This is a genomic window from Nocardioides bruguierae (assembly GCF_023554635.1).
In the GTDB taxonomy this organism is placed as follows: Bacteria; Actinomycetota; Actinomycetes; order Propionibacteriales; family Nocardioidaceae; genus Nocardioides; species Nocardioides bruguierae.
The window spans coordinates 54,172-75,358 of sequence record NZ_JAMJPH010000035.1 but is presented as its reverse complement, the minus strand read 5'-3'; the positions used below and the strand labels follow the sequence as shown (position 1 = coordinate 75,358).

20 protein-coding genes are annotated in these 21,187 nt (G+C 73.0%); 10 read left to right on the top strand and 10 right to left on the bottom strand.

Annotated elements, in window-relative coordinates:
- Positions 1-154 precede the first annotated feature (154 nt).
- Both M8316_RS18850 and M8316_RS18845 read right to left on the bottom strand, forming a co-directional pair.
- Complete coding sequence (locus tag M8316_RS18850; protein ID WP_250057192.1) at positions 155-1,636, bottom strand: MFS transporter; 1,482 nt, start codon at positions 1,634-1,636, stop codon at positions 155-157.
- A gap of 583 nt (positions 1,637-2,219) precedes the next feature.
- Positions 2,220-2,633, bottom strand: a complete 414-nt coding sequence (locus M8316_RS18845; RefSeq protein WP_250057190.1) for a hypothetical protein — start codon at positions 2,631-2,633, stop codon at positions 2,220-2,222.
- A 346-nt stretch (positions 2,634-2,979) separates the two neighbouring features.
- Between M8316_RS18845 and M8316_RS18840 the strand changes: the two genes are divergently transcribed.
- The 3 genes from M8316_RS18840 (at position 2,980) to acs (ending at position 7,183) form a co-directional block, all read left to right on the top strand.
- Positions 2,980-3,243 carry a DUF4212 domain-containing protein gene (locus tag M8316_RS18840; protein ID WP_250057188.1) on the top strand — a complete coding sequence of 88 codons (264 nt, stop codon included), beginning with the start codon at positions 2,980-2,982 and terminating at the stop codon, positions 3,241-3,243.
- Between the two features lie 7 nt (positions 3,244-3,250).
- Positions 3,251-4,939 (top strand): sodium:solute symporter family protein, encoded by a 1,689-nt coding sequence (locus M8316_RS18835; protein ID WP_250057186.1) that lies wholly within the window; start codon positions 3,251-3,253, stop codon positions 4,937-4,939.
- A 255-nt stretch (positions 4,940-5,194) separates the two neighbouring features.
- Positions 5,195-7,183 carry an acetate--CoA ligase gene (acs, locus tag M8316_RS18830; protein WP_372490613.1) on the top strand — a complete coding sequence of 663 codons (1,989 nt, stop codon included), beginning with the start codon at positions 5,195-5,197 and terminating at the stop codon, positions 7,181-7,183.
- A gap of 187 nt (positions 7,184-7,370) precedes the next feature.
- On the opposite strand, the gene M8316_RS18825 is transcribed toward acs, so the two are convergent.
- From M8316_RS18825 to M8316_RS18810, 4 genes are all read right to left on the bottom strand, one after another.
- Complete coding sequence (locus M8316_RS18825; RefSeq protein ID WP_250057183.1) at positions 7,371-8,111, bottom strand: alpha/beta hydrolase; 741 nt, start codon at positions 8,109-8,111, stop codon at positions 7,371-7,373.
- Positions 8,108-9,448: an FAD-dependent oxidoreductase gene (locus M8316_RS18820; protein WP_250057181.1), complete on the bottom strand. Its 1,341-nt coding sequence runs from the start codon at positions 9,446-9,448 to the stop codon at positions 8,108-8,110. Before M8316_RS18820 ends, M8316_RS18825 begins: the two co-directional genes overlap by 4 nt.
- A 111-nt stretch (positions 9,449-9,559) precedes the next feature.
- On the bottom strand, positions 9,560-10,543 hold the full coding sequence (locus M8316_RS18815; RefSeq protein WP_250057179.1) for a LysR family transcriptional regulator: 984 nt from the start codon (positions 10,541-10,543) through the stop codon (positions 9,560-9,562).
- Positions 10,544-10,561: 18 nt separating this feature from the next.
- A complete protein-coding gene (locus tag M8316_RS18810) occupies positions 10,562-11,023 on the bottom strand; it encodes a hypothetical protein (RefSeq protein ID WP_250057177.1) in 462 nt (153 codons plus the stop codon).
- Positions 11,024-11,342: 319 nt separating this feature from the next.
- Between M8316_RS18810 and M8316_RS18805 the strand changes: the two genes are divergently transcribed.
- From M8316_RS18805 to M8316_RS18775, 7 genes are all read left to right on the top strand, one after another.
- Positions 11,343-14,303 (top strand): DUF4040 family protein, encoded by a 2,961-nt coding sequence (locus M8316_RS18805; protein ID WP_250057175.1) that lies wholly within the window; start codon positions 11,343-11,345, stop codon positions 14,301-14,303.
- Positions 14,300-14,668, top strand: a complete 369-nt coding sequence (locus M8316_RS18800) for a sodium:proton antiporter (protein ID WP_250057173.1) — start codon at positions 14,300-14,302, stop codon at positions 14,666-14,668. Before M8316_RS18805 ends, M8316_RS18800 begins: the two co-directional genes overlap by 4 nt.
- The gene (locus M8316_RS18795) at positions 14,665-16,176 is read left to right on the top strand and encodes a monovalent cation/H+ antiporter subunit D family protein (RefSeq protein ID WP_250057171.1); all 1,512 of its coding nucleotides are present in this window, start codon (positions 14,665-14,667) and stop codon (positions 16,174-16,176) included. The genes M8316_RS18800 and M8316_RS18795 overlap by 4 nt, the downstream gene beginning before the upstream one ends.
- Positions 16,173-16,553: a Na+/H+ antiporter subunit E gene (locus M8316_RS18790; RefSeq protein ID WP_250057169.1), complete on the top strand. Its 381-nt coding sequence runs from the start codon at positions 16,173-16,175 to the stop codon at positions 16,551-16,553. Before M8316_RS18795 ends, M8316_RS18790 begins: the two co-directional genes overlap by 4 nt.
- The gene (locus M8316_RS18785) at positions 16,550-16,810 is read left to right on the top strand and encodes a monovalent cation/H+ antiporter complex subunit F (RefSeq protein WP_250057167.1); all 261 of its coding nucleotides are present in this window, start codon (positions 16,550-16,552) and stop codon (positions 16,808-16,810) included. Before M8316_RS18790 ends, M8316_RS18785 begins: the two co-directional genes overlap by 4 nt.
- Positions 16,807-17,226 (top strand): monovalent cation/H(+) antiporter subunit G, encoded by a 420-nt coding sequence (locus tag M8316_RS18780; RefSeq protein WP_250057165.1) that lies wholly within the window; start codon positions 16,807-16,809, stop codon positions 17,224-17,226. The genes M8316_RS18785 and M8316_RS18780 overlap by 4 nt, the downstream gene beginning before the upstream one ends.
- A 132-nt stretch (positions 17,227-17,358) precedes the next feature.
- Positions 17,359-17,757 carry a phage holin family protein gene (locus tag M8316_RS18775; RefSeq protein ID WP_250057164.1) on the top strand — a complete coding sequence of 133 codons (399 nt, stop codon included), beginning with the start codon at positions 17,359-17,361 and terminating at the stop codon, positions 17,755-17,757.
- Between the two features lie 25 nt (positions 17,758-17,782).
- On the opposite strand, the gene M8316_RS18770 is transcribed toward M8316_RS18775, so the two are convergent.
- The 4 genes from M8316_RS18770 to nth are packed head-to-tail and all read right to left on the bottom strand — an operon-like array spanning position 17,783 to position 21,061.
- Positions 17,783-18,955 carry a MarP family serine protease gene (locus tag M8316_RS18770; protein WP_250057162.1) on the bottom strand — a complete coding sequence of 391 codons (1,173 nt, stop codon included), beginning with the start codon at positions 18,953-18,955 and terminating at the stop codon, positions 17,783-17,785.
- Positions 18,952-19,743, bottom strand: coding sequence for an NUDIX hydrolase (locus tag M8316_RS18765; RefSeq protein WP_250057160.1), 792 nt, complete (start codon positions 19,741-19,743; stop codon positions 18,952-18,954). The genes M8316_RS18770 and M8316_RS18765 overlap by 4 nt, the downstream gene beginning before the upstream one ends.
- A complete protein-coding gene (locus M8316_RS21250; protein ID WP_250057158.1) occupies positions 19,740-20,387 on the bottom strand; it encodes a TlpA family protein disulfide reductase in 648 nt (215 codons plus the stop codon). Before M8316_RS21250 ends, M8316_RS18765 begins: the two co-directional genes overlap by 4 nt.
- Complete coding sequence (gene nth / locus M8316_RS18755) at positions 20,384-21,061, bottom strand: endonuclease III (protein WP_250057204.1); 678 nt, start codon at positions 21,059-21,061, stop codon at positions 20,384-20,386. Before nth ends, M8316_RS21250 begins: the two co-directional genes overlap by 4 nt.
- Positions 21,062-21,187: the final 126 nt, after the last annotated feature.

Sequence of the window (21,187 nt, the reverse complement as noted above, 5' to 3'; positions counted from 1 at the left end):
CTCCTGCGTCGGGGAGCGGGGCGGTGCCGGTACGTGGTGCGGGCGGTGCTCGTGCCCCCTGGACCGGGGAACGAGGGGTGCCGGACCCGGGTCGTCGTCGACCCGGGTCCGGCGTGAGGCGTGGACCTCGGACTGCGGTGCGGCAGGGGTGGGCTCAGACGTTGGCCTCGGCCAGCGGGGTGCCCTTGCGCATGTAGACCGCGTAGGTCACGACGGCGCAGGCCACGTAGTAGGCGGTGAAGGCCCAGAAGGCGGTCTGCACGGCCTCGAGCTTGCCGTCCGCGGGGACCCACGGGGCGGCGAACATCATCGGGATCACGAAGCCACCGAAGGCGCCGACCGCGGAGACGATGCCGACCGCGGCGGAGGCCTCGAGGGCCCGCTTCTTCAGGGCGAGGGTGCGGCTGACGCCGCCCTCGGGGGTGTCGAGCTCGGCCTGGGTCTTCCAGATCGCCGGGATCATCTTGAAGGTCGAGCCGTTGCCGAAGCCGGTCATGGCGAAGACGAACAGGAAGGTCGCGAGGAAGAGGTTGAAGACCTGGCCGTTGGCGGCGACGGCCTCGGGGGACGTGGCGGCCTCGAGCTGGTAGACGGAGTAGAGGATGCCGAGCGTGCCGCCGGCCTGGAGGATGAAGACGCCGAGGGTGACCTTGGCGCCGCCGAGCTTGTCGGCGATCCTGCCGCCGATCGGGCGGCAGATGGAGCCCACGGTGGCGCCGAGGAAGGCGTAGTAGGCGAAGGTGTAGCCGGAGAAGGCGCCGTCGAAGGTGCCGGAGAAGTAGAGCTTGATGAGCAGGCCGAAGGCACCGGAGTAGCCGATGAACGAGCCGAAGGTGCCGACGTAGAGGAACGACATGATCCAGGTCTGCTTCTGCTTCAGGATCGTGGCGGTCTCCGAGAGACGGGTCTGGGCGCCCTCGAGGTTGTTCATGAAGAAGTAGGCACCGGCGGCCGCGACCAGGGACAGGCCGATGTAGAGGTAGCCGACGTTCGCGAGCTGGATGGTCTCGGCGCCCTTGATGAGGCCCCAGAGGCCGCCCGCACCGATGACGATGGGGAGGATCAGCTGGACGACGGCGACGCCGATGTTGCCGCCGGCCGCGTTCAGGCCCAGCGCCAGACCCTTCTCCTTGGCCGGGTAGAAGGCGTTGATGTTCGCCATCGAGGAGGCGAAGTTGCCGCCACCGAAGCCGGAGAGGGCGGCGATCAGCACGAAGGTCGCGTAGGAGGTCTCGGGGTTCTGGACCGCGACGACGAACATGATCGTGGGGATCAGCAGCAGGAGCGCGCTGAGCACGGTCCAGTTGCGGCCGCCGAAGATCGGCACGGCGAAGGTGTAGGGCACGCGGAGGAACGCGCCGACCGCGGAGGAGACCGAGGTCAGGATGAACAGCTGTTCGGCGTCGTAGCCGAAGCCGGCGGCGGCGAGGAAGCCGGTGCTCATCGACCACAGGAACCAGACCGAGAAGCCGATGTGCTCGGCGAGGATCGACCAGACGAGGTTGCGGCGGGCGACCGGGCGGCCGGTGGACTCCCAGAACTCGGGGTCCTCAGGGCGCCAGTCGGAGATCCAGCGCTTGGTGCGGCGGGCGGTGGTCGGAGTGGTCTCCGACGTCGGGTTCTGCAACGTGGTCACGTTGGCTCCTGGAAACGGGAAGAGCGGGCGATGGTCGGGCGCGGGCTCCTGAAGACGTCCGGTGCTGGGCCGCGCTGGTGACACCACGATGTGCTCCCCAGATTTCGAGCACAGTGTAAAACCCGTCACCTCGCGATCAACTTCGACTCACGACCTCACGGACCTCACAGCCGTGAGGCCTGTGAGGTCGTGAGGGCCCGTTCACCTGCACAAACACGTACGTGAAGGCGCCGTGAAGAACAGGCGGCAACGGCCCGTGAACGGGCCGTGAGGACGCCGCCGGCGGCCCGTGACGGGGTGGAAAAACAGCGCCGGGCCCGACGTGGGGTCGGGCCCGGACGTGCAGCGCGGCGACAGGCGGACGCGGATCTCGGGTCAAGGCAAGGGGTCCGACCCGGATGGAGCCCGCACGTGGCAGCACCGACGTGCTCTCGGATTGTAGAGGGTTTGTCTCGGTCGGGGGTCGCGAACGTGAGCGACGGGACCATGAGGGCTGCGACACGCTGAACGGTCCGCGACCCGGAGCGTCGCGGACCGTTCAGGCGTCCAGGGGCCGCCCCTGGGGGCGGACGAGTGGGGCGGGTCAGGCGGCGGGCACCAGTCGCCAGAGCTTCCAGGCGGCACCGAGCGCGGCGACGCCACCACCGATGACCATGACGATGCCCGGGCCGGGGGTCCAGCCCCCGAGTCCCACCAAGAGGTAGAGGTGCAGCAGCTGCCAGGTGCCCAGCCCCACGGCGGCCACGCCGAGGGCCGCGGCCTGTGCGATCGCCAGCGAGCGGAACGGCACGAGCACGCCGGCGATGCCGAGCGCGGCGGCGTAGAACGTCCACAGGCCGGCGCCCTGCATGCCGGTCACGAGGCCGACGGGGGTGTCGATCCACGGCAGGAACGACCCGAACATCACCAGCAGGCTCGCCCCCATCAGGAGACGACGCCCGGGGTGGGCGCCGCGACGGACGGGGCGGGCGGTGCCGGCGGGTGCAGTGGTGGCCATGCCGGGGACGGTAGGTCAGGTGATGCAGGTCACGCGAGCGACTGCTCAGGTCGAGCGGCCGAACGGCCACCCGCGGCGCGACGAGCGGTCGGGTGGACGCGACGAACGGTCACGGCAGGCCCTCGCGGGCCCAGTTCGGCAGCAGGAGCGGACGAATACGTCCGCTGAGCGCACGCAGGGTGCCGTTGACCGCAGATTGTGATCGGCGTCACGTCAGTCCCTTGCGGCCGAGGTTGCGGGGCCGCTGCAATGCGTCGGTCGCCGCCCCCGTGTGGCCCACGTCACCAGCCTGTCGGTCCCGTGCACCGGCTCGAGGGCGAGTGGGCGGTCGAGCTCAGGAGGATTCATGGATGACACGCAGCGCCGGGCGTACTGGCGCAAGAACCTACGGCTCATGGCCGTGCTGCTGGCCGTGTGGGCGCTGGTCTCCTTCGGAGCCGGCATCCTCTTCGTCGAGCCGCTGAACGAGATCGTCGTCGGCGGGTTCCCGCTCGGCTTCTGGTTCAGCCAGCAGGGCTCGATCCTCACCTTCGTCGCGCTCATCGCCATCTACGTGTGGCGGATGGACCGGCTCGACCGCGAGTTCGGCGTGGCCGAGGACGAGGGGTGACGCGCCGATGAGCCAGATCCAGCTCTGGACGCTGATCTTCGCGATCATCACGTTCGGCATCTACATCTACATCGCCTACGCCAGCCGCGTCTCCGACACGGCCGGCTTCTACGTCGCGGGCGGCGGCATCCCCGCGCCGGCCAACGGCGCAGCCATCGCCGCGGACTGGATGTCCGCCGCGTCCTTCATCTCCCTGGCCGGCATCGTGGGCCTGGCCTACAACGGCTACGCGGGCGGCGTGTTCCTCATGGGCTGGACGGGTGGCTACGTCCTCCTGGCCCTGCTGCTCGCCCCCTACCTGCGCAAGTTCGGCAAGTTCACGCTGCCCGACTTCGTGGGCGACCGGTACTCCGAGACCACCCGCCTCGTGGCGGTGCTCGCGGCGATCGTCGTCTCGTTCGTCTACGTGGCCGGCCAGATGGCCGGCGTCGGCCTGGTCTTCACCCGCTTCCTCGGCGTGAGCACCGAGATCGGCGTCATCATCGGCATGGCGATCGTGTTCTTCTACGCCGTCCTCGGCGGCATGAAGGGCATCACCTGGACCCAGGTCGCGCAGTACTCCGTGCTGATCGTGGCCTACCTGATCCCGGCGGTCGCGGTGTCCTCCCGCGTCACCGGCATCCCGCTGCCGCAGATCGGCTTCGGCGCGATCCTCGAGGAGCTGAACGGGCTCCAGGCCGACCTCGGCCTGGCGGAGTACTCCGGTGCCTTCACCCAGATCTCGATGCCGAACATGGTGCTGATCACCGCGGCCCTCATGTTCGGCACGGCCGGCCTGCCGCACGTCATCGTCCGCTTCTACACCGCCAAGTCCGTCCGCGCGGCCCGCTACTCGGCCCTGTGGGCGATCTTCTTCATCGCGCTGCTCTACACCACCGCTCCGTCGGTGGCCTCCTTCACCAAGCTCCAGATCATGAAGGACCTCGACGGCGCCACGCTGGCGACGGTGCCGGACTGGTTCAACCAGTGGGCCGACGTCGGGCTGATCACCACGGCCGCCGGCGGCCCGGTGGCCGACCTGGGGACCTCGACGTTCAGCTACACCGACGTGATGATCAACAACGACATCATCGTGCTGGCCTCCCCCGAGATCGGCGGCCTGCCCGCGCCGATCGTCGGCCTGGTCGCGGCCGGCGCGCTGGCCGCCGCCCTCTCCACGGCCTCCGGCCTCCTGCTGGTCATCTCCTCGGCGGTGGCCAACGACGTCTACTACAAGAAGATCAACCCGGCCGCGACCGAGCAGCGTCAGCTCATGGTCGGCCGCATCGCCATGGCCTGCGCGATCATCGTCGCCGGCTACTTCGGCGTGAACCCGCCGGGATTCGTGGCCCAGGTCGTCGCGCTCGCGTTCGGCCTGGCGGCAGCCAGCTTCTTCCCGACGCTGGTGCTCGGCATCTTCTGGAAGCGCGCCACGGCCACCGGCGCCGCGGCGGGCATGATCAGCGGCCTCGTCATCACCTTCGCGTACATGGTGTGGACGATCCCGATCTACGGCGGCTCCGAGGGCCTCTTCGGCATCCCCGCCACCGGCATCGGCACCATCGGCATGCTGATCAACTTCGCCGTCACCATCGTGGTCTCGAAGATGACGCCGCCGCCGTCGGAGGAGATGCAGGAGCTCGTCGAGGAGATCCGCTACCCCGGTCGCACCGACCTGGTGAAGCGGCACGCCGGCGGCGAGCCCATCGGCCACTGAGCCGGCTGCCGCAGCGCACGTCAGCACCACCGCAGCACCACCCGCCCCGCCCCGTCCGCGCCCCTCCCCGGTGGAGGAGGCACGGACGAGGCGGGGCACCGCTCGTCCTGCTCGAGCCGCCGGTCACGGCAACGTGACGGCAACCCCGCGTGACGACCCTTTCCCTGCGTCCTAGTGTGACGGGGGACACTCGTGGCACGGGTCCCGCGCACCATGCCCGCCCCACGCCAGCCCGCACGTCCCGATTTCCAGGAGATGACACCGTTGAGCGACCAGACCGACGAGACCCTGGCCAACCTCCTCTCCGAGGACCGTCGCTTCGAGCCGCCCGCCGAGCTCGCCGCGCACGCCAACCTCACCGCCGACGCCTACGCGGCCGCGGAGAAGGACCGTGAGGGCTTCTGGGCCGAGCAGGCCGAGCGCCTGACCTGGGCCACGAAGTGGGACCAGGTGCTCGACTGGAGCGACGCCCCGTTCGCGAAGTGGTTCGTGGGCGGCACGATCAACGCCGCCTACAACTGCGTGGACCGCCACGTGGAGGCGGGCCGCGGCGACAAGGTCGCCATCCACTGGGTGGGCGAGCCGGCGGACGACAAGCGCTCGATCACCTACGCCGAGCTGCAGGACCTCGTCAGCCAGGCCGCCAACGCCCTCACCGACCTCGGCGTCGCCACCGGTGACCGGGTCGCCATCTACATGCCGATGATCCCCGAGGCCGTCGTCGCGATGCTCGCCTGCGCCCGCCTCGGCGCCCCGCACACCGTCGTGTTCGGCGGCTTCTCCGCCGACGCGCTGGCCTCCCGTCTCGAGGACTGCCAGGCGAAGGTCGTCGTCACCTCCGACGGCGGCTACCGCCGCGGCGCGCCCTCCGCGCTCAAGCCGGCCGTCGACGAGGCCCGCACCAAGACGGCCAGCAATGGGCACCGTGTGGAGAAGGTGCTCGTCGTCAAGCGCACCGGCCAGGACGTCGCCTGGGACGACTCCGTCGACGTGTGGTGGCACGAGAGCGTCGAGAAGGCCTCCACCCAGCACACGCCCGAGGCCTTCGACTCCGAGCACCCGCTCTACGTCATGTACACCTCCGGCACCACCGGCAAGCCGAAGGGCATCCTGCACACCACGGGCGGCTACCTGACCGGCTCGGCCTACACGCACTGGGCGATCTTCGACCTCAAGCCCGAGACCGACGTCTACTGGTGCACCGCCGACATCGGCTGGGTCACCGGGCACAGCTACATCGTCTACGGTCCGCTGGCCAACGGCGCGACGCAGGTGCTCTACGAGGGCACGCCCGACAGCCCCGAGCGGGGCCGCTGGTGGCAGATCATCGAGGAGTACGGCGTCACGCTCTTCTACACCGCGCCCACCGCGATCCGCTCCTTCATGAAGCAGGGCCGCGAGATCCCGGACGCCCGCGACCTCTCCAGCCTGCGCGTGCTCGGCTCCGTCGGTGAGCCGATCAACCCCGAGGCCTACGTCTGGTACCGCCACGTGATCGGTGGGGACAGGACGCCCGTCGTCGACACCTGGTGGCAGACCGAGACCGGCTCGGTGATGATCTCGCCGCTGCCGGGCGTCACCGCCGGCAAGCCCGGCTCCGCGATGACCCCGATCCCCGGTGTGGGCGCCGAGGTCGTGGACGACGAGGGCCGGCCGGTCCCGAACGGCTCCGGCGGCTACCTGGTGCTGACCCAGCCGTGGCCGTCCATGCTCCGCACCATCTGGGGCGACGACGAGCGGTTCAAGGACACCTACTGGTCGCGTTTTGCCAAGCAGGGCTACTACTTCGCAGGCGACGGCGCGAAGAAGGACGCCGACGGCGACATCTGGGTGCTCGGCCGCGTGGACGACGTCATGAACGTCTCCGGCCACCGCCTCTCCACCACGGAGATCGAGTCGGCGCTGGTCTCGCACCCGAAGGTGGCCGAGTCCGCCGTCGTGGGCGCCACCGACGCCGACACCGGCCAGGCCGTCTGCGCGTTCGTGATCCTGCGCGACTCCGCGATCGCCGAGGGCGAGGCCGACGAGGAGATCGTCAAGGAGCTGCGGGCGCACGTGCGCAAGGAGATCGGCCCGATCGCCACCCCCCGCGAGATCATGATCGTGCCCGAGCTGCCGAAGACCCGCTCCGGCAAGATCATGCGCCGCCTGCTGCGCGACGTCGCGGAGAAGCGCGACCTCGGTGACACCTCGACCCTGGCCGACCCCGCGGCCATCGAGTTCCTGAAGTCCGTCAGCAGCTGAGACCCCGCCCGCGTCGGCCACGGGCTCCGGTCGACACGGGCGGCACACCACGGGACGCCGGCGGGGCACTCCCCCGCCGGCGTCCTGCTGTCTCCGGTCCGCCCGGTCATCGAGCAGCCTGCCCCGGTGGTCGAGCAGTGCGGAGCCCCGGCGACGAACGCACGTCGAGACCACCCCACCGGAGGCCCTAGCCCCGGTCGACGGCTGCGACCACCAACCGCGCGGTCTCGGCCGGCAGGACGCACGGGAAGCAGTGGGTGCCCGCCACCGGCACGACGGCCGCGCCCAGGGCCGCGACCAGCGGGTGCGCCCCGGGGTCCTCGTCGGGCGCGTGCGCGAGCAGCACGGTCGCGGGCGCGACCACCCGCTCGACCAGCGGCGCCACGCGGCCGAGCTGGGTGAACCGGCCGCAGAGCTGGTCCCACACCGACAGCACCCCGGCGCGGGTGCCGTAGCGGCGGGCGAGCAGGTCGCGGGGAGCCCACTCCTCCTCCCCCGAGGCGGCCAGGATGCCGGCGCGCGCCGACCGGCCGAGGGGCCGAGCGGCCACGGGCACCCTCGTGACCAGCGAGAAGCACCGCCGGACGAGGCGGTGCACCGGGCCGCCCGGCAGCAGGCGGGCATCGACGTCGCCCCACGGGTCCGAGGGGTCGAGCAGGACGAGGCCGGCCACCTCGCCCGGCCGGGTCGCGGCCCACTCGACGGCGGCCAGCGCCCCCAGCGAGTGCCCGACGAGCACCACCGGCTCCCCGAGGTCGCGCTCGCCCAGGTGGTCGCGCAGGTGAGCCACCGGGTCGGTGACAGGCACGTCCAGGGCGTCGAGCACCTCGACCCGCCACCCGGGGCGCAGCGTGCGGACCTCGTCCGCCAGTGCGGTGTAGTCCGAGGCGAGCAGCGCGATCCCGGGGAGGAGGGCCAGCGTGGTCATGCGACCGGCGCTCCGGCGCGCACGTCGGCGGCCAGCAGGGCGGCGGCGTTCCAGGCGCTCACGGACTCGGTCTCCATCGTCGAGACGACCGCCTCGAGCGCGGTCGCCAGGTAGAGGCCGGGCGCCACCCGGAACGGCGGCTGCGCCGCGCCCGGCTCCAGCACCGGGTAGGCGTCCCAGGCGAGGCGCGCGACGTCGCGGCGAGCCGGGACGTACCGGTCGAGGACGTCGTCCGTCAGCGCCTCGTGGGAGAAGAACTTGTACACCGGCAGGCCGGAGCCGGCCGCGTGCCCGACGAGGCCGAGCGAGGTGAAGTCCTCGCCGCCGGAGGTGAAGAGCGTGCACGGCACGGGTCGCCCGTCGAGCCCGGCCGGGGCGGGCCTGCCCTCGACCAGTGTGACGTGCACGCGCCGGTAGCCCGCGGCCACGGCCCACGGGGCCAGACGCTCGCAGGCGATCCCCGCGAGGCCCGGGTCGGCACCGGAGGGGTTGGCGACCAGCGGCGTGGCGACCACGACCGCGTCGAACGTCTCGCCGCCGCCGTCCCACCGGACCTCCCAGCGCCCGTCGCGGGCGCTCACCGCCGTGACCGGGGTGCCGAGCCGGACCTCCGCGCCCGCCTGCGCGAGCAGCCGCTCGAACAGGGTGGCGTTGCCCTCGCCGAGGGAGAACAGGGAGCCGCCCGCCAGGCCGGCACCGGCCAGGCCCACGATGCCGGCGAACCCGCCGATCGCGGCGTCCTGGTTGTACATGTTGCGCAGCACCCCGGTGGCCAGCTCGTCGGTGGTGCGCGCGGAGATGCCCGCGCGGTCGGCGAGCGCCCGCAGCGGGGCGTCGGCCGCCCCGGCCAGGCCGAGCGCGTCGAGCAGCGACGCGACGTCGGGCCAGCACGCGCCCGCGTCCTGGAGGTCGTAGACACGGTTCCACGCCTCGACGTGCGTGACCGCCTCGCGGTGCAGCCGCCGCAGGTTGCCCAGGCCGTAGCGGGCGACCAGCGCGGCGAGGAACCGCCAGCCCTTGGTGCCGGCGCGCAGCAGCATCCGGCGGCCGTCCCAGACCCCGATCGCCCGGGTCTCGTCGCCCAGCGCCACCTCGTCGGTCGCCGGACCCAGGCCCACCCGCGCCGCCGCGTCCAGGAGCCGGCGGTTGCTGGAGTGCATCAGCGTGCCGCCCACCTCGAGCACCTCGCCCGCGAACGCGACTCGGTGGGCGCGGCCGCCGACGCGGTCGGCGGCCTCGAGGACGACGAGCTCGGCCTCGTCCCCCAGCAGCGAGCGCAGGCGGTCGGCGGCGGCCGAGCCGGCGGCGCCGGCCCCGATGATGGCGATGCGGGTCATGGGTCACTCCGGTGCAGCAGCGGGGAACGGGACGTGGCAGCGAGCCACGGCGAGGCTAGGTCCGCGCGCCCGCCCGGCGGTGTCGCGCCGGTAACGGCGCCGACGGTCTGCTTATGACTCGTCCAGGCCGGGCTTCTCGCGCACCGAGGTCAGCTCGGCCACGGGCAGCAGGCTCAGGCCCGGCGAGCGCTGCGCCAGGGCGTGGGCCGAGGCGAGGAACGCGGCCGCGGCGGCCTGCACCCCCGGCACCCGGGCCATCCCGGGCGTGGTGACGAGCCCGACGCGGCGCCGCGCGGGCGGGTCGACGTCGAGGACGGCCAGGCCGTCGACCTGGACGGCGGTGAGCACCAGCTCCGGCACCAGCGCCAGGCCGAGCCCGTGCGCGGCCAGGCTCTGGACGGCGACGTGGTCCTCGGCCTCGAAGGTGATGTCGGGGGTGAAGCCGGCGGCCGCGCAGGCGTCCACGAGGTGGCTGCGGCAGCGCTCGCACCCGGCGATCCAGGAGGCCTGGGCCAGGCTCGCCAGCGGCACCGGGCCCGGCGTGGCCGCCAGCGGGTCGCCGGCCGCCGTCACCAGGCGGACGTCCTCCCACAGCAGCGGGACGACCTCGAGGTCGGCGATCCCCTCGGTCGTGGGCACCCCGTCCCAGTCGTGCACGAGCGCGACGTCGACCTCGCCCGCGCGCAGCAGCGCCACCGCGTCCGGCGGCTCGGCGTCGGTGAGCGAGAGGCGCAGGTCCGGGTGGCGGCGACGCAGCCGCGCGACGGCGTCCGGGACGAGGCTCGCGACCGCCCCGGCGAAGGCGGCGAGCCGCACGTGACCGGCGCGCAGGTCCGCGATCGCGGTCACCTCGGCCTCCGCCTGCGCGACCGCGGCCAGCACCGGGCCGCCGCGCTCGACCAGCAGCCGACCGGCCTCGGTCAGCCGCAGGCCGGAGGGCCCGCGGACCGCCAGGGGCGTGCCGGTGCTGCGCTCCAGCGACTGCAGCTGCTGGGAGGCCGCCGGCTGGGAGCAGCCGATCTCCCGCGCCGCGCCCGACAGGCTGCCGTGCCTGTCGAGCGCGGCGAGCAGGCGCAGATGCTTCAGCTCGAGCACGCCCGCACGGTACAGCGCTCAGGCGAGCCGCTCGGCCACCCGCAGCAGCCTGCCGACCTCGGCGCGGTCGACGCTCGCCGTCCGCCGCAACCGGCGCAGCCCCCGCCTCCTCGGCAGCCACTCGTCGACCTCGGCGCGGCCCACCCCGAGCAGCGCCGCGGCCTCCTCCCGCGTCATCTGCTCCTCGCGCGGGTCGAGGGGCAGGCCCTCGCGCAGCGACCAGGCGCGGTGGGTCTCCACGTCCACCTGCACCACGTCGGCGGCGAGCGCGCGGCCCACCGCATCGGTGGCCCGGCGGGCCACGTCGGCGAGGTCGAAGCCCCACGTCGTGGCCAGGACCCGGCAGCGGCCGTCGGCCCCCGACGAGAGGGCGGCGCCCATCGTCACGGACTCCAGCCGGGCGAGGAGGAGGTCGATCTCCTCGTCGGTCACCGGGATCGGGCGGTCGAGCACCAGCTCGACCTGGAACAGCTCCAGCATCGTGTCTCCTCGTGCGTCGTCGAGGACGCGACCGTCGCGGGCGCGCCCCGTGCTTCCCTGCACGGCCGAGGGCCTCGCCGGAGCGAGGGCTCAGCCGCAGGGTTGGCCTGGGGTCGACGGTGAGGAGAGGGCGGTCACAGGTTCAGCATGGCACGGCCGCGGGTGACGCGAGCGGGGTACCGACGGAACCCGTCCAGCAGTTGCCCCACCACCCCGGAGGGGCCCGGCGGATCGGTAGGGTGGGCCCCCAGGTGAGCCGGGAAGTCTGGTCGGCACAGACCCCGTCGACCCCAACTCCCGAACAGGAGCCCCGACACTCGTGACCCTGGTATGGCTGCTGGTGGCGCTCGCCGCGGTCCCGGTGCTGGTCGTCCCGCTGACCCACGTGGTCGGCCGACGCGCAGGCTGGGCCGTCGCTCCCGCGTACACCGTCATCGCGGCACTCATGATCCCCAGCGCGGCGACCGTCCTCGACGGCGGCGAGGTGACGGCCCGGTACTCCTGGGTGCCCTCGCTGGACGTCGACCTGGCGCTGCGCCTCGACGGGCTCAGCCTCGTCTTCCTCGCGATCGTGCTGGTCGTCGGCATCGTGGTGATGGCCTACTCGGCCGCCTACCTGCCGCAGGGACGCAACCTCGGCTTCTACCTGTGGATGACGACGTTCGCGCTCGGCATGGCGGGCCTGGTGCTCGCCGACGACCTGGTGCTGCTGTTCCTGTGCTGGGAGATCACGTCGCTGGCGTCCTTCCTGCTCATCGCGAACGCCGGCCAGGGCGGCGAGGCGGGCGCCCAGCGCACCCTGCTGATGACGTTCATCGGCGGCCTGGCGCTGCTCGTCGCGGTCGTCATCATCATCGTCACCACCGGCACCACGAGCCTGAGCGAGGCGCTCGGCTCGGACGTGTGGGAGGACCACGGCCTGCTGACGTCGTCGGTGGCCGTGCTGGTCGCGGTGGCGGGCTTCACCAAGGCCGCGCAGTTCCCGTTCCACCCCTGGCTGCCCGACGCCATGGCCGCCGCGACCCCGGTGAGCGCCTACCTGCACGCGGCCGCCGTCGTGAAGGCCGGCATCTTCCTGATGCTGCGCTTCTCCGAGGCGTTCCACGCGGTGCCCGCCTGGAACGTCCTGCTCACCGTCGTCGGCCTGTTCACCGCCGCGATGGGCGGCCTGTTCGCGCTCACCCAGACCGACCTGAAGAAGCTGATGGCGTACTCGACCGTCAGCCAGCTCGGCTACATCACCGCCGCGATCGGCATTGGCACCGAGAAGGCCCTGACCGCGGCGCTGATCCACACCGTCGCGCACGCCCTGTTCAAGTCCGGCCTGTTCATGATGGTCGGCGTCATCGACCACGAGGCCGGCACCCGCGACATCCGCCGCCTGCCCGCGCTGCGCAAGGCGATGCCGGTGAGCTTCTGGACGGTGGTCGTCGGCACCGCGGCGATGGCCGGCGTCCCGCCCTTCCTGGGGTTCGTCTCGAAGGAGATGCTGCTCGGCTCGATGCTGACCGCCACCGGCCCCGCGTGGGCCGGGCCGCTGGCCTTCGTCGGCCTCGCGATCGGCGCCGTGCTCACGTTCGCCTACTCGGCCAAGATCGTCTTCGGCGCGTTCATCGACGGCGAGCGCGACACCGAGGGCATCCACGAGGCCCCGGCTCCCCTGCTGGTGCCCGCCATGTTCCCGATCTGGCTCGGCCTGCCGCTCGGTCTCGCACCGTTCCTGCTCCAGCTGCCGCTGGACCGCGCCGTCGAGGCGATGGTCCACCACGAGGCCTACGAGCTGGCGCTGTGGCACGGGATCACCCCCGAGCTGGTCACCACCGTGCTGGTGATCGTGGCCGGCGCCCTGATCGTCTCCCAGCGCACGCGCCTGCGGCCGCGCGTGGAGCGCCAGCTGCTCCCCTGGTCCGGAGCCGGCGCCATCGACGGCTTCGCCCGTCTGTCCTGGCGCGCCGGCAGCCTCATGACCCGGCTCGTCGCCGCGGACCAGCCGGCCCGCCACGTCCTGATGCCCGTCACGGTGCTGACGCTGCTGATGGGACTGGGCAGCCTCGGCGTGCTGACCCTCACCGACGTGCCCGTTACGGTGCCGGACCTGTTCGAGCCCCTGGACGCCCTCGTCGCCCTCCTGGTGCTGCTGGCCGTGATCGGCGTGTGCCGGGCCGACTCCCGCGTCACCGCCGCCGTCTACCTCGGCGGCGTGGGCATCGCGGTCACCGTGCAGCTGTTCGCGCTGGGTGCCCCCGACGTGGGCCTGACCCAGCTCATGGTCGAGGTGCTCACGGTCATCGTCATCATGCTGGTGCTGCGCTCCCTGCCGGTGCGCTTCGCCCACCGGGCGCACGCCCGCAAGCGGCTGCCGCTGGTGCTCGGCCTGCTCGCCGGCGCCGCCGCCGGCCTGGGCACCTGGGTGCTCACCGGCCGCCGCGAGATCGCCGAGACCGGCCAGTACTTCCTGGACGAGGGGTACGAGGTCACCGGCGCGCACAACCTGGTGAACGTGATCCTGGTGGAGTTCCGTGCGCTGGACACCCTGGGCGAGCTGACCGTGCTCGGCATGGCGGGCGTCGCGATCATCGCGGTGCTGGCCACCGTGCCCGAGCACACCCTGCGCCGCAGCGCCCCGCACCGCGGGCTGCGGCCGCTGGACTCCGACCGGGACCAGCGGGCCGCCGCGGCGCTCGAGGACGCGCAGGCCAACCTGCGCCCCCTCCAGCTGCTGCTGCGGGTGCTGCTGCCGGTGCTGCTGGCGCTCTCCGCGGTCATCTTCTGGCGCGGCCACAACGCCCCCGGCGGCGGCTTCATCGCGGCGCTGGTCGGCGCCGCGTCCCTGACGCTGGTCTACCTGGCCCGGCCCACGGACCGCGCGGTCGGCACCCGCCGGCTGCACCTGGGTCTCGTGGGCGGCGGCGTGAGCGTCGCGATCCTCACCGGCCTGCTGGGCTACCTGTCGCAGGAGCACTCCTCGTTCCTGGCGCCGCTCTACACCTACGTCGGCTCCCAGCACCTCTCCAGCGCGATGATCTTCGACGCCGGCGTCTACGCGGCGGTGCTGGGCCTCGTCCTGATCGCGCTGGACCTGCTCGGCACCGAGCCGGTCACCCCGGCCTTCACGCCCGGGCCGCGGCCACAACCGCGGACACCGCGGACGGGGGGCCTGCGGGAGCGGGAGCAGGTCGGCGACTGGACGGAGCTGCCCGCGGACGAGAAGCCCGCGGCCGAGGACGCCGAGAGCACCGAGAGCCCCGAGACCACCGAGAGCAAGGAGCAGCACGCATGACCGTCCTGCCCCTCACCATCGCGGTCCTCGTGGCCGGCGGCGTGTACCTGCTGCTCCAGCCCGGGCTGGTGCGCATCGTCTTCGGCATCACCCTGCTCAGCCACGCGGCCAACCTGATCCTGCTCGCCGCCGGCGTCTCCGCCTGGCGCGGCGAGCCCCTGCACGAGGGCCCCGGCGTGGCCGACCCGCTGCCCATGGCCTTCGTGCTGACCGCCATCGTGATCACCCTCGCGGTGACCGTGCTGATGCTCGCCCTCGCCCGGCTCGGCGGCAACGACGACACCTACGTCATGCCCGACACCGAGCCCCGCCCCGAGGACGACCACGAGCGCGGCACCGGCGAGACCGAGGAGCGCCCCGCATGAGCGCCGTCCTGCCCTTCCTCGTCGCGGTGCCGCTGCTGGCGGCCGCCGTCGGCGTCGTCCTGCCCGGGCGCGTGGTGCGTCCGCTCTCGGTCGTGGTGCCGCTGCTGACGGCAGCCGCCGGCGTGTGGCTGCTGGTCGAGCACCGCACCGGCGACCCGGTGGTCGTGCAGCAGGTCGGCGGCTTCGTGCCGGGCGTCGCGATCCCGATGGTCTCGGACACGCTGGCCGCCGTGATGATCACCGTCACCGGGTTCACCAGCGCCGTGGTGCTGGCCTTCGCCTGGCTCAGCGGCGAGGCGCGGCTGCGGTTCCTGCCCAGCCTGGCGCTGATGCTCGTGGCCGGCGTGAACGGCGCCCTGCTCACCGGCGACCTGTTCAACCTGTTCGTCTTCATCGAGGTCATGCTGCTGCCCTCGTACGCGCTGATCGCGATGACCGGCACGTGGCGCCGCCTCGGCATCGGCCGGCTGTTCGTGGTGGTCAACCTCGTGACCTCCACGATCCTGCTGATCGGCGTCGGGCTCGTCTACGGCGTGGCCGGCTCGGTGAACATGGCCGTGCTCGCCGGGGCCGACCACGACGACCCGCGCTACCGGCTGGCCGTCGCCACCGTGCTGCTGGCGCTCTCGGTGAAGGCCGGGCTCGTGCCGTTCCACAGCTGGCTGCCGCGCGCCTACCCCGCCACCTCGGCCCCCGTGATGGCGCTGTTCTCGGCGCTGCACACCAAGGTCGCGATCTACGCGCTGTTCCGCGTGGTCAGCGTGGTGCTGGGCGGGTTCTCCGACTGGGTGTGGCTCGCCCTCGCGCTGGTCCTGGTGACCATGCTGGTGGGCGGCTACGGCTCCCTCGGCGAGCGGGTCGTGCGCCGCAACCTGTCCTGGCAGATGGTCGCCGGCGTCGGCTACATCCTGCTCGGCCTCGCCATCGGCACCCGGCTCGGCCTGGCCTCCGGCCTGTTCTACATGCTCCACCACATCCTGGTGATGGGCTCGCTGCTGCTCGGCGCCGCCGCCATCGAGCACGTGTACCGCTCCGGCGAGTTCACCCGGCTCTCCGGCCTGATGCGGCGCGAGCCGTTCCTGGCGATCGTGATGGCCCTGGCGATGCTGTCGCTGGTCGGCTTCCCGCCGTCGTCCGGCTTCTTCGCGAAGGTCGGCGTCGTGCGCGCCGCCGCGGGGCTGGACGACCCGCAGCGGGCGATCGTCATGGGCGTCGTCATCGTCGCAAGCGTCGGCTCGCTGCTTTCCATGGTCCGGCTGTGGCGGCACACCTTCTGGGGCCCGCCCCTGGAGGAGATGCCGTCGGCCGGCAAGGAGGACCACCCCTGCGCGAGCGAGGTGGAGCCCGGCACCCGGGCGCCGCAGCGCTTCGTCGTGCCGGCCGCGGTGCTCCTGGCCGCGTCCCTGGTGCTCTTCGTGGCCCCCGGACTGGTCTTCTCGATCACCGAGCAGGCCGCCGACGGGCTGCTCGACCTGTCCGCCTACGTGGAGGCGGTGACCGCCCCGTGACCGCCCTGACCCTGCTCCGGCTCCTGGTCGTCTACACGCCCTGGCTGATCTGGCAGCTGCTCGTCTCCTCCGTCGTGCTCGCGCGCGACGTGATGACTCCGCGCAGCACCCAGCAGCCACGGATCGTGCGGCTCGACGTGGCCGGGCTCACCGACGTCGAGGTGGCGCTGCTGACCAGCTCCATCACCATCACCCCCGGCACCCTGGTGCTCGGGATCGCCCCGGAGACCGAGCAGGGCCCGCGCGCGGCCTTCGTGCACGGCCTCTTCGGCGAGGACGAGGAGGCGCTCGTGCGCGACCTGGAGACCATGCGCGACCACGTGCTGGCCGCGACCCGCGGCCGCGCGGCCGTCACCGGGCGGGGGGCCGAGGCATGACCGTCCTCGCCGTCGCGGCCGTGGCCGTCCTCGGCCTCGCGTTCCTCATCGCCATCGTGGCCATCGCCCGAGGCACCGACGACGCCTCGCGGGCCACGCTGGGCGACATGCTGTTCTTCACGGCGCTGTCGATCTTCCTCGTCACCGGCGTCATGCGCCGCACGGCGGTGCTGCTCGACGTCGCCCTGCTCGGCACGCTCTCGGGCGTGCTCGCCACCGTCGCCCTGGCGCGGATGCTCTCGCGGGGCAGCCGATGAACGGCCCGCTCGAGATCGTCGGCGGGGTCCTGCTGCTGCTGGGCTCGCTGTTCTTCCTGCTCTCCGCGATCGGCATGCTGCGCTCCGGGGACGCGATCAGCCGGATCAACAACCTCAGCCCGGCCACCGGCCTGGGCCTGCCGCTGGTGATCATCGGCGTGACGGTGCAGTCCTTCGGCCACGGCTCGACAGGCTGGATGAAGATCGTCTTCGCGGTGCTCTCGGTGGTGGCGGCGCTCGTCGTCTCCTCGGTCGGCAGCAACGTCCTGGCCCGGGCGGCCTACCGCTCGCAGGACGTGCTGGACCCGCGCACGGTGGGCAACGCCCTCGGCGACTTCGAGGACCTGGGCGAGCCGCAGGACCCGGACGAGCACCCGGACCACCGCCGCCACCAGCACGCCCACCCCCACGAGTGAGTCCCGGGGCGGGTGCTCGCCCGGTGACCGGGTAAAGCCCGCCGCCCCCTCACCCGGCCGGCACCGTGAGGGCCCCGGGGAACCGATAGTGTCGACCTGCACGTCGTCGACGAGAAGGAGCACCTGGTCGCCATGGAGCCGGTCAAGGACACCGATCCCACCATCGGCAAGCTCGTCGCCGATGCCAGTCGGGACCTCTCCCTGCTGGTCAAGCAGGAGATCGAGCTGGCCAAGAGCGAGCTGAAGATCAGCGCCAAGTTCGGCGGGATGGGCGTGGCGATGTTCGCCGCCGCCGCGTTCCTGGCGTGCCTGTTCCTCGTGCTGCTCTCGATCACCATCGCCCTGTTCATCAACTGGGACGGTCACGGCCTCCCGCTGATGTGGTCGTTCCTCATCGTGGTGGGCGCCTACGCGCTGATCATCGGCGGGCTCGTCCTCGCGGGCATCCGCAGCGTGAAGAAGGTCCGTGCCCCCGAGCGCGCGATCGCCCAGGGCAAGGAGATCCCGCAGGCGCTCAAGGGCAAGGCCTGACGCTCGGACCGCCCCCTGGGCCGGCTCAGCCGGCGCAGTCCCCCGTGGACACGGCGGACGAGGCGGAGCGGCCCTGCTCGGCGGCCTGGGCGACCTGGTCGGCCGTGAGCGCGTAGCCGGTCTCGGAGTCGGTCACCGACGCCGCGAACACCACCCCGACCACGTCGCCGGTGTTGTCGAGCACCGGGCCGCCGGAGTTGCCGGGGCGCACGAGCCCGCGCAGCGAGTACACCTCGCGCAGCACCGCGCCGTCCCCGTAGATGTCGGGCGAGCGCAGCCGCTGCTCGGCCCGCACGCGGGCGGCGCGGACGTCGTAGGGGCCGTCCAGCGGGTACCCGGCGATCGCGACGGTGTCGCCGACCGAGGTGTCGGCGAAGGACAGCGGCGTGGTGCCGGTGGTGTCCAGGGCGATGACCGCGACGTCGAGGTCGGGGTCGTAGAGCACCACCGTGCCGGGGCTGGCCTCGCCGTCGATGGCGACGTCGGGGTCGGTGATCCCGGAGACGACGTGGGCGTTGGTCATCACGCGGCCGTCGGCGTAGACGAAGCCCGTGCCCTCCACGCCCTCGCCGCAGCGGTTGACGCCGGTGACGCGGACCACCGACCCGGCCGCCGCGACCACGCCGCGGCGGTTGAGCACGCGGTCGTCGCCGGGGCCGACGGCCACGATGTCCTCGGTCGCGAACGGCTCCAGGTACCGGGGGAAGACGCTGGCGCCGACGAGGGTGTTGAACCCGTCGAGCGCGTTGTCGGCCGAGGTCGGCAGCACGCGGTCGACCTCGGCGAGCACCGCCGAGGAGCGCACCTGGGCGGTGATCCCCGGGATGCGGGTGCCGGAGACCGCGACACCGAGCGCCCACGCCACCAGCAGCACCGCCACGGCCGAGAGCGCCGCTCCACCCACCGCGTCGAGGGCCCGGGCGGGTCGCCAGGTGACGCGACTGCGCACGCGAGCCCCGGTCCACTGGAGCACCGCCTGGCCCACCGAGGCGCAGGCGATGACGATGAACACCGCGGCGATCGAGACCAGCAGCGAGGGGCCGACGTCGCCGAGGGCGACGGGTGCCAGCCACACCCCGGCCAGCCCGCCGAGCAGCAGCCCGGAGGTCGCGAACGCGCCGGTGATGAAGCCCTGCCAGTAGCCCGAGAGCGCGTAGGTGGCCGCGAGCACCACCAGCACCCAGTCGAGCGCGTTCACAGGTCGTCCTCGATGTCGAGCAGCCGGGAGCGCCGGCGCGTGGCCTCGTCCGCGGCCAGCATGTAGTCGGGCAGCCCCGCCTCGCGGGAGGTGTCCCACGGCTCGGCCCAGCCCAGGAAGTCCAGCAGGCGGGCGACGATGCCGCCCGTGAAGCCCCACAGCACCACGTCGTGGTCGTCGCCGATGAGGAACCCGGGCCCGCGGTAGCCGCTGGGGTGGACGACGGTCCGCCGGTGCTCGGGGTCGACCAGCTCGGCCAGGGGCGCCCGGTGGATGGCGTGCACCTCGCCCTCGCTGGCGATCCGCACCCGGCTGGGCACCGCCCACCAGCCCAGCACGGGCGTGACGGCGAAGTTGGACGGCGGCAGCCACAGCTCGGGCAGCCGGCCGAAGACCTGCACGCAGCCGGGGTCGAGCCCGACCTCCTCCTGCGCCTCGCGCAGCGCGGCCTCCTCGACGCCCTCGCCGGGGTCCAGGGAACCGCCGGGGAAGGACACCTGCCCGGGGTGGGAGCGCATGTCGTGGGCCCGCTCCGTCAGCAGCAGCTCGCCGGCCTCGCGCCAGGCGAGCGGGTCGGCGGGGTCGACGTCGGCGCCGGCGCGCTCGCCGAAGAGCATCAGCACCGCGCCGGGCCGGGCGCTGCCGTCCGCGGGCGGGACGTAGCGGGTCAGGTCGGCGGCGGCCATCCGCTCGGTGGCGGTGCGCACCGGCTCCAGCCACGCGGGGAAGGGCTGCGCCGCCTCGTCCGCGCCCCCGGGGCCGACGACGGGGGACTCCACGCCGCTCACAGGTCCACCCCGAGGTGGTCGGCGACGAGCTGCTCGAGCTCGTCGACGGACTCGATCTCGCCGGCCTGCACGTAGCTCACGGTGCCGTCGGCGGCGACGAACGCCGTAGTCGGGAAGCCGACGATCCGCAGGGTGTCGTCGGCGAGCACCGCGCCGTCGGTGTCGGCCACCGAGGGGTAGGTGACGTCGGAGTCGGCGAGCAGCTCCAGCGCGGCCTCGGGCAGCGGGTCGTTGAAGTCCACGCCGAGCAGCGGCACGTCGTCGCCGTGCCGGTCGTGGAACTCGGCCAGCACGGGCAGCTCGGCGCGGCAGGGGCCGCAGGTGGAGTACCAGAAGTTCACGACCAGCGGGCCGCGCAGGTCGGCCAGGTCGACGGCGTCTCCGCCACCGAGGCAGGGCAACGTCAGCGCGGGCAGGCCGCCCTCGACCGCGCCGTCTCCGGTGCCGGGCACGCAGTCCTCCAGGCCGACCTCGGCCCGCTGCGCCCGCAGCGCGCGGGTGTCGACGTCGATGGAGGAGCCGTCGACGACCTGCCCGTCCGCGGCCGTGCCGTCGTCCTCCCCCGTGGAGGAGGGTGCGCAGGCGGCGAGCAGGGGCACCAGCAGGACGACGGCCGCCGCCGCGCCCGCGAGCGAGCGCCTCACGCCCTGCCCTCGGTGCGCACGAGCCTCGCCGCGGCCTCGGGCTCGACCGGGCCCTCGCCGAACGCCGGGCACCAGCGCGAGACCGGGCAGGCGCCGCAGGCCGGCTTCTGGGCGTGGCACCGGCGCCGGCCGTGCCAGATGAGGCGGTGGGAGAGCATCGTCCAGTCACGCTTCTCGAACAGCGCACCGACGGCGTGCTCGACCTTCACGGGGTCGGTCTCCTCGGTCCAGCCGAAGCGCCGGGCCAGGCGGCCGAAGTGCGTGTCGACGGTGATCCCGGGGACGTCGAAGGCGTTGCCCAGCACGACGTTGGCGGTCTTGCGGCCCACGCCGGGCAGCTTGACCAGGTCCTCCAGGCGCGCCGGCACCTGGCCGTCGTGGTCGGCCACGAGCGCGGCGGAGAGCTTGAGCAGCGACTCGGTCTTGGCGCGGAAGAACCCCAGCGGCCCGACGATCCCCTCCAGCGTCTCCCGGTCCGCGGCGGCCATCGCGCGCGGGTCCGGGTAGGCGGCGAACAGGGTCGGGCGGACGGCGTTCACGCGCTTGTCGGTGGTCTGCGCGGAGAGCACGGTGACCACCAGCAGCTGGAACGGGTCCTCGAAGCCGAGCTCGCAGTGCGCGTCGGGGTAGGTCTCGGCCAGCACGCGGTGGATGCGCCGGGCCCGGCGCACCAGGCCGAGCTCGGTCTCGCCGGCGGTGGAGTAGGCCTTGGGGGCGCGCCGGCGGGCCGTCGTCCCCTGCGTGTTCTCCTGCTGCTGCGCCACGCCCCCGAGCGTACGAGACACCGGTGACAGCCCGGC

What these genes read in the sequence shown, in the direction of transcription:
- M8316_RS18845 (WP_250057190.1), bottom strand. Translation starts at nt 2,633, where the DNA reads ATGGCCACCACTGCACCCGCCGGCACCGCCCGCCCCGTCCGTCGCGGC.
- M8316_RS18840 (WP_250057188.1), top strand. Translation starts at nt 2,980, where the DNA reads ATGGATGACACGCAGCGCCGGGCGTACTGGCGCAAGAACCTACGGCTC.
- M8316_RS18835 (WP_250057186.1), top strand. Translation starts at nt 3,251, where the DNA reads ATGAGCCAGATCCAGCTCTGGACGCTGATCTTCGCGATCATCACGTTC.
- acs (WP_372490613.1), top strand. Translation starts at nt 5,195, where the DNA reads ATGACACCGTTGAGCGACCAGACCGACGAGACCCTGGCCAACCTCCTC.
- M8316_RS18825 (WP_250057183.1), bottom strand. Translation starts at nt 8,111, where the DNA reads ATGACCACGCTGGCCCTCCTCCCCGGGATCGCGCTGCTCGCCTCGGAC.
- M8316_RS18820 (WP_250057181.1), bottom strand. Translation starts at nt 9,448, where the DNA reads ATGACCCGCATCGCCATCATCGGGGCCGGCGCCGCCGGCTCGGCCGCC.
- M8316_RS18810 (WP_250057177.1), bottom strand. Translation starts at nt 11,023, where the DNA reads ATGCTGGAGCTGTTCCAGGTCGAGCTGGTGCTCGACCGCCCGATCCCG.
- M8316_RS18800 (WP_250057173.1), top strand. Translation starts at nt 14,300, where the DNA reads ATGACCGTCCTGCCCCTCACCATCGCGGTCCTCGTGGCCGGCGGCGTG.
- M8316_RS18795 (WP_250057171.1), top strand. Translation starts at nt 14,665, where the DNA reads ATGAGCGCCGTCCTGCCCTTCCTCGTCGCGGTGCCGCTGCTGGCGGCC.
- M8316_RS18785 (WP_250057167.1), top strand. Translation starts at nt 16,550, where the DNA reads ATGACCGTCCTCGCCGTCGCGGCCGTGGCCGTCCTCGGCCTCGCGTTC.
- M8316_RS18780 (WP_250057165.1), top strand. Translation starts at nt 16,807, where the DNA reads ATGAACGGCCCGCTCGAGATCGTCGGCGGGGTCCTGCTGCTGCTGGGC.
- M8316_RS18775 (WP_250057164.1), top strand. Translation starts at nt 17,359, where the DNA reads ATGGAGCCGGTCAAGGACACCGATCCCACCATCGGCAAGCTCGTCGCC.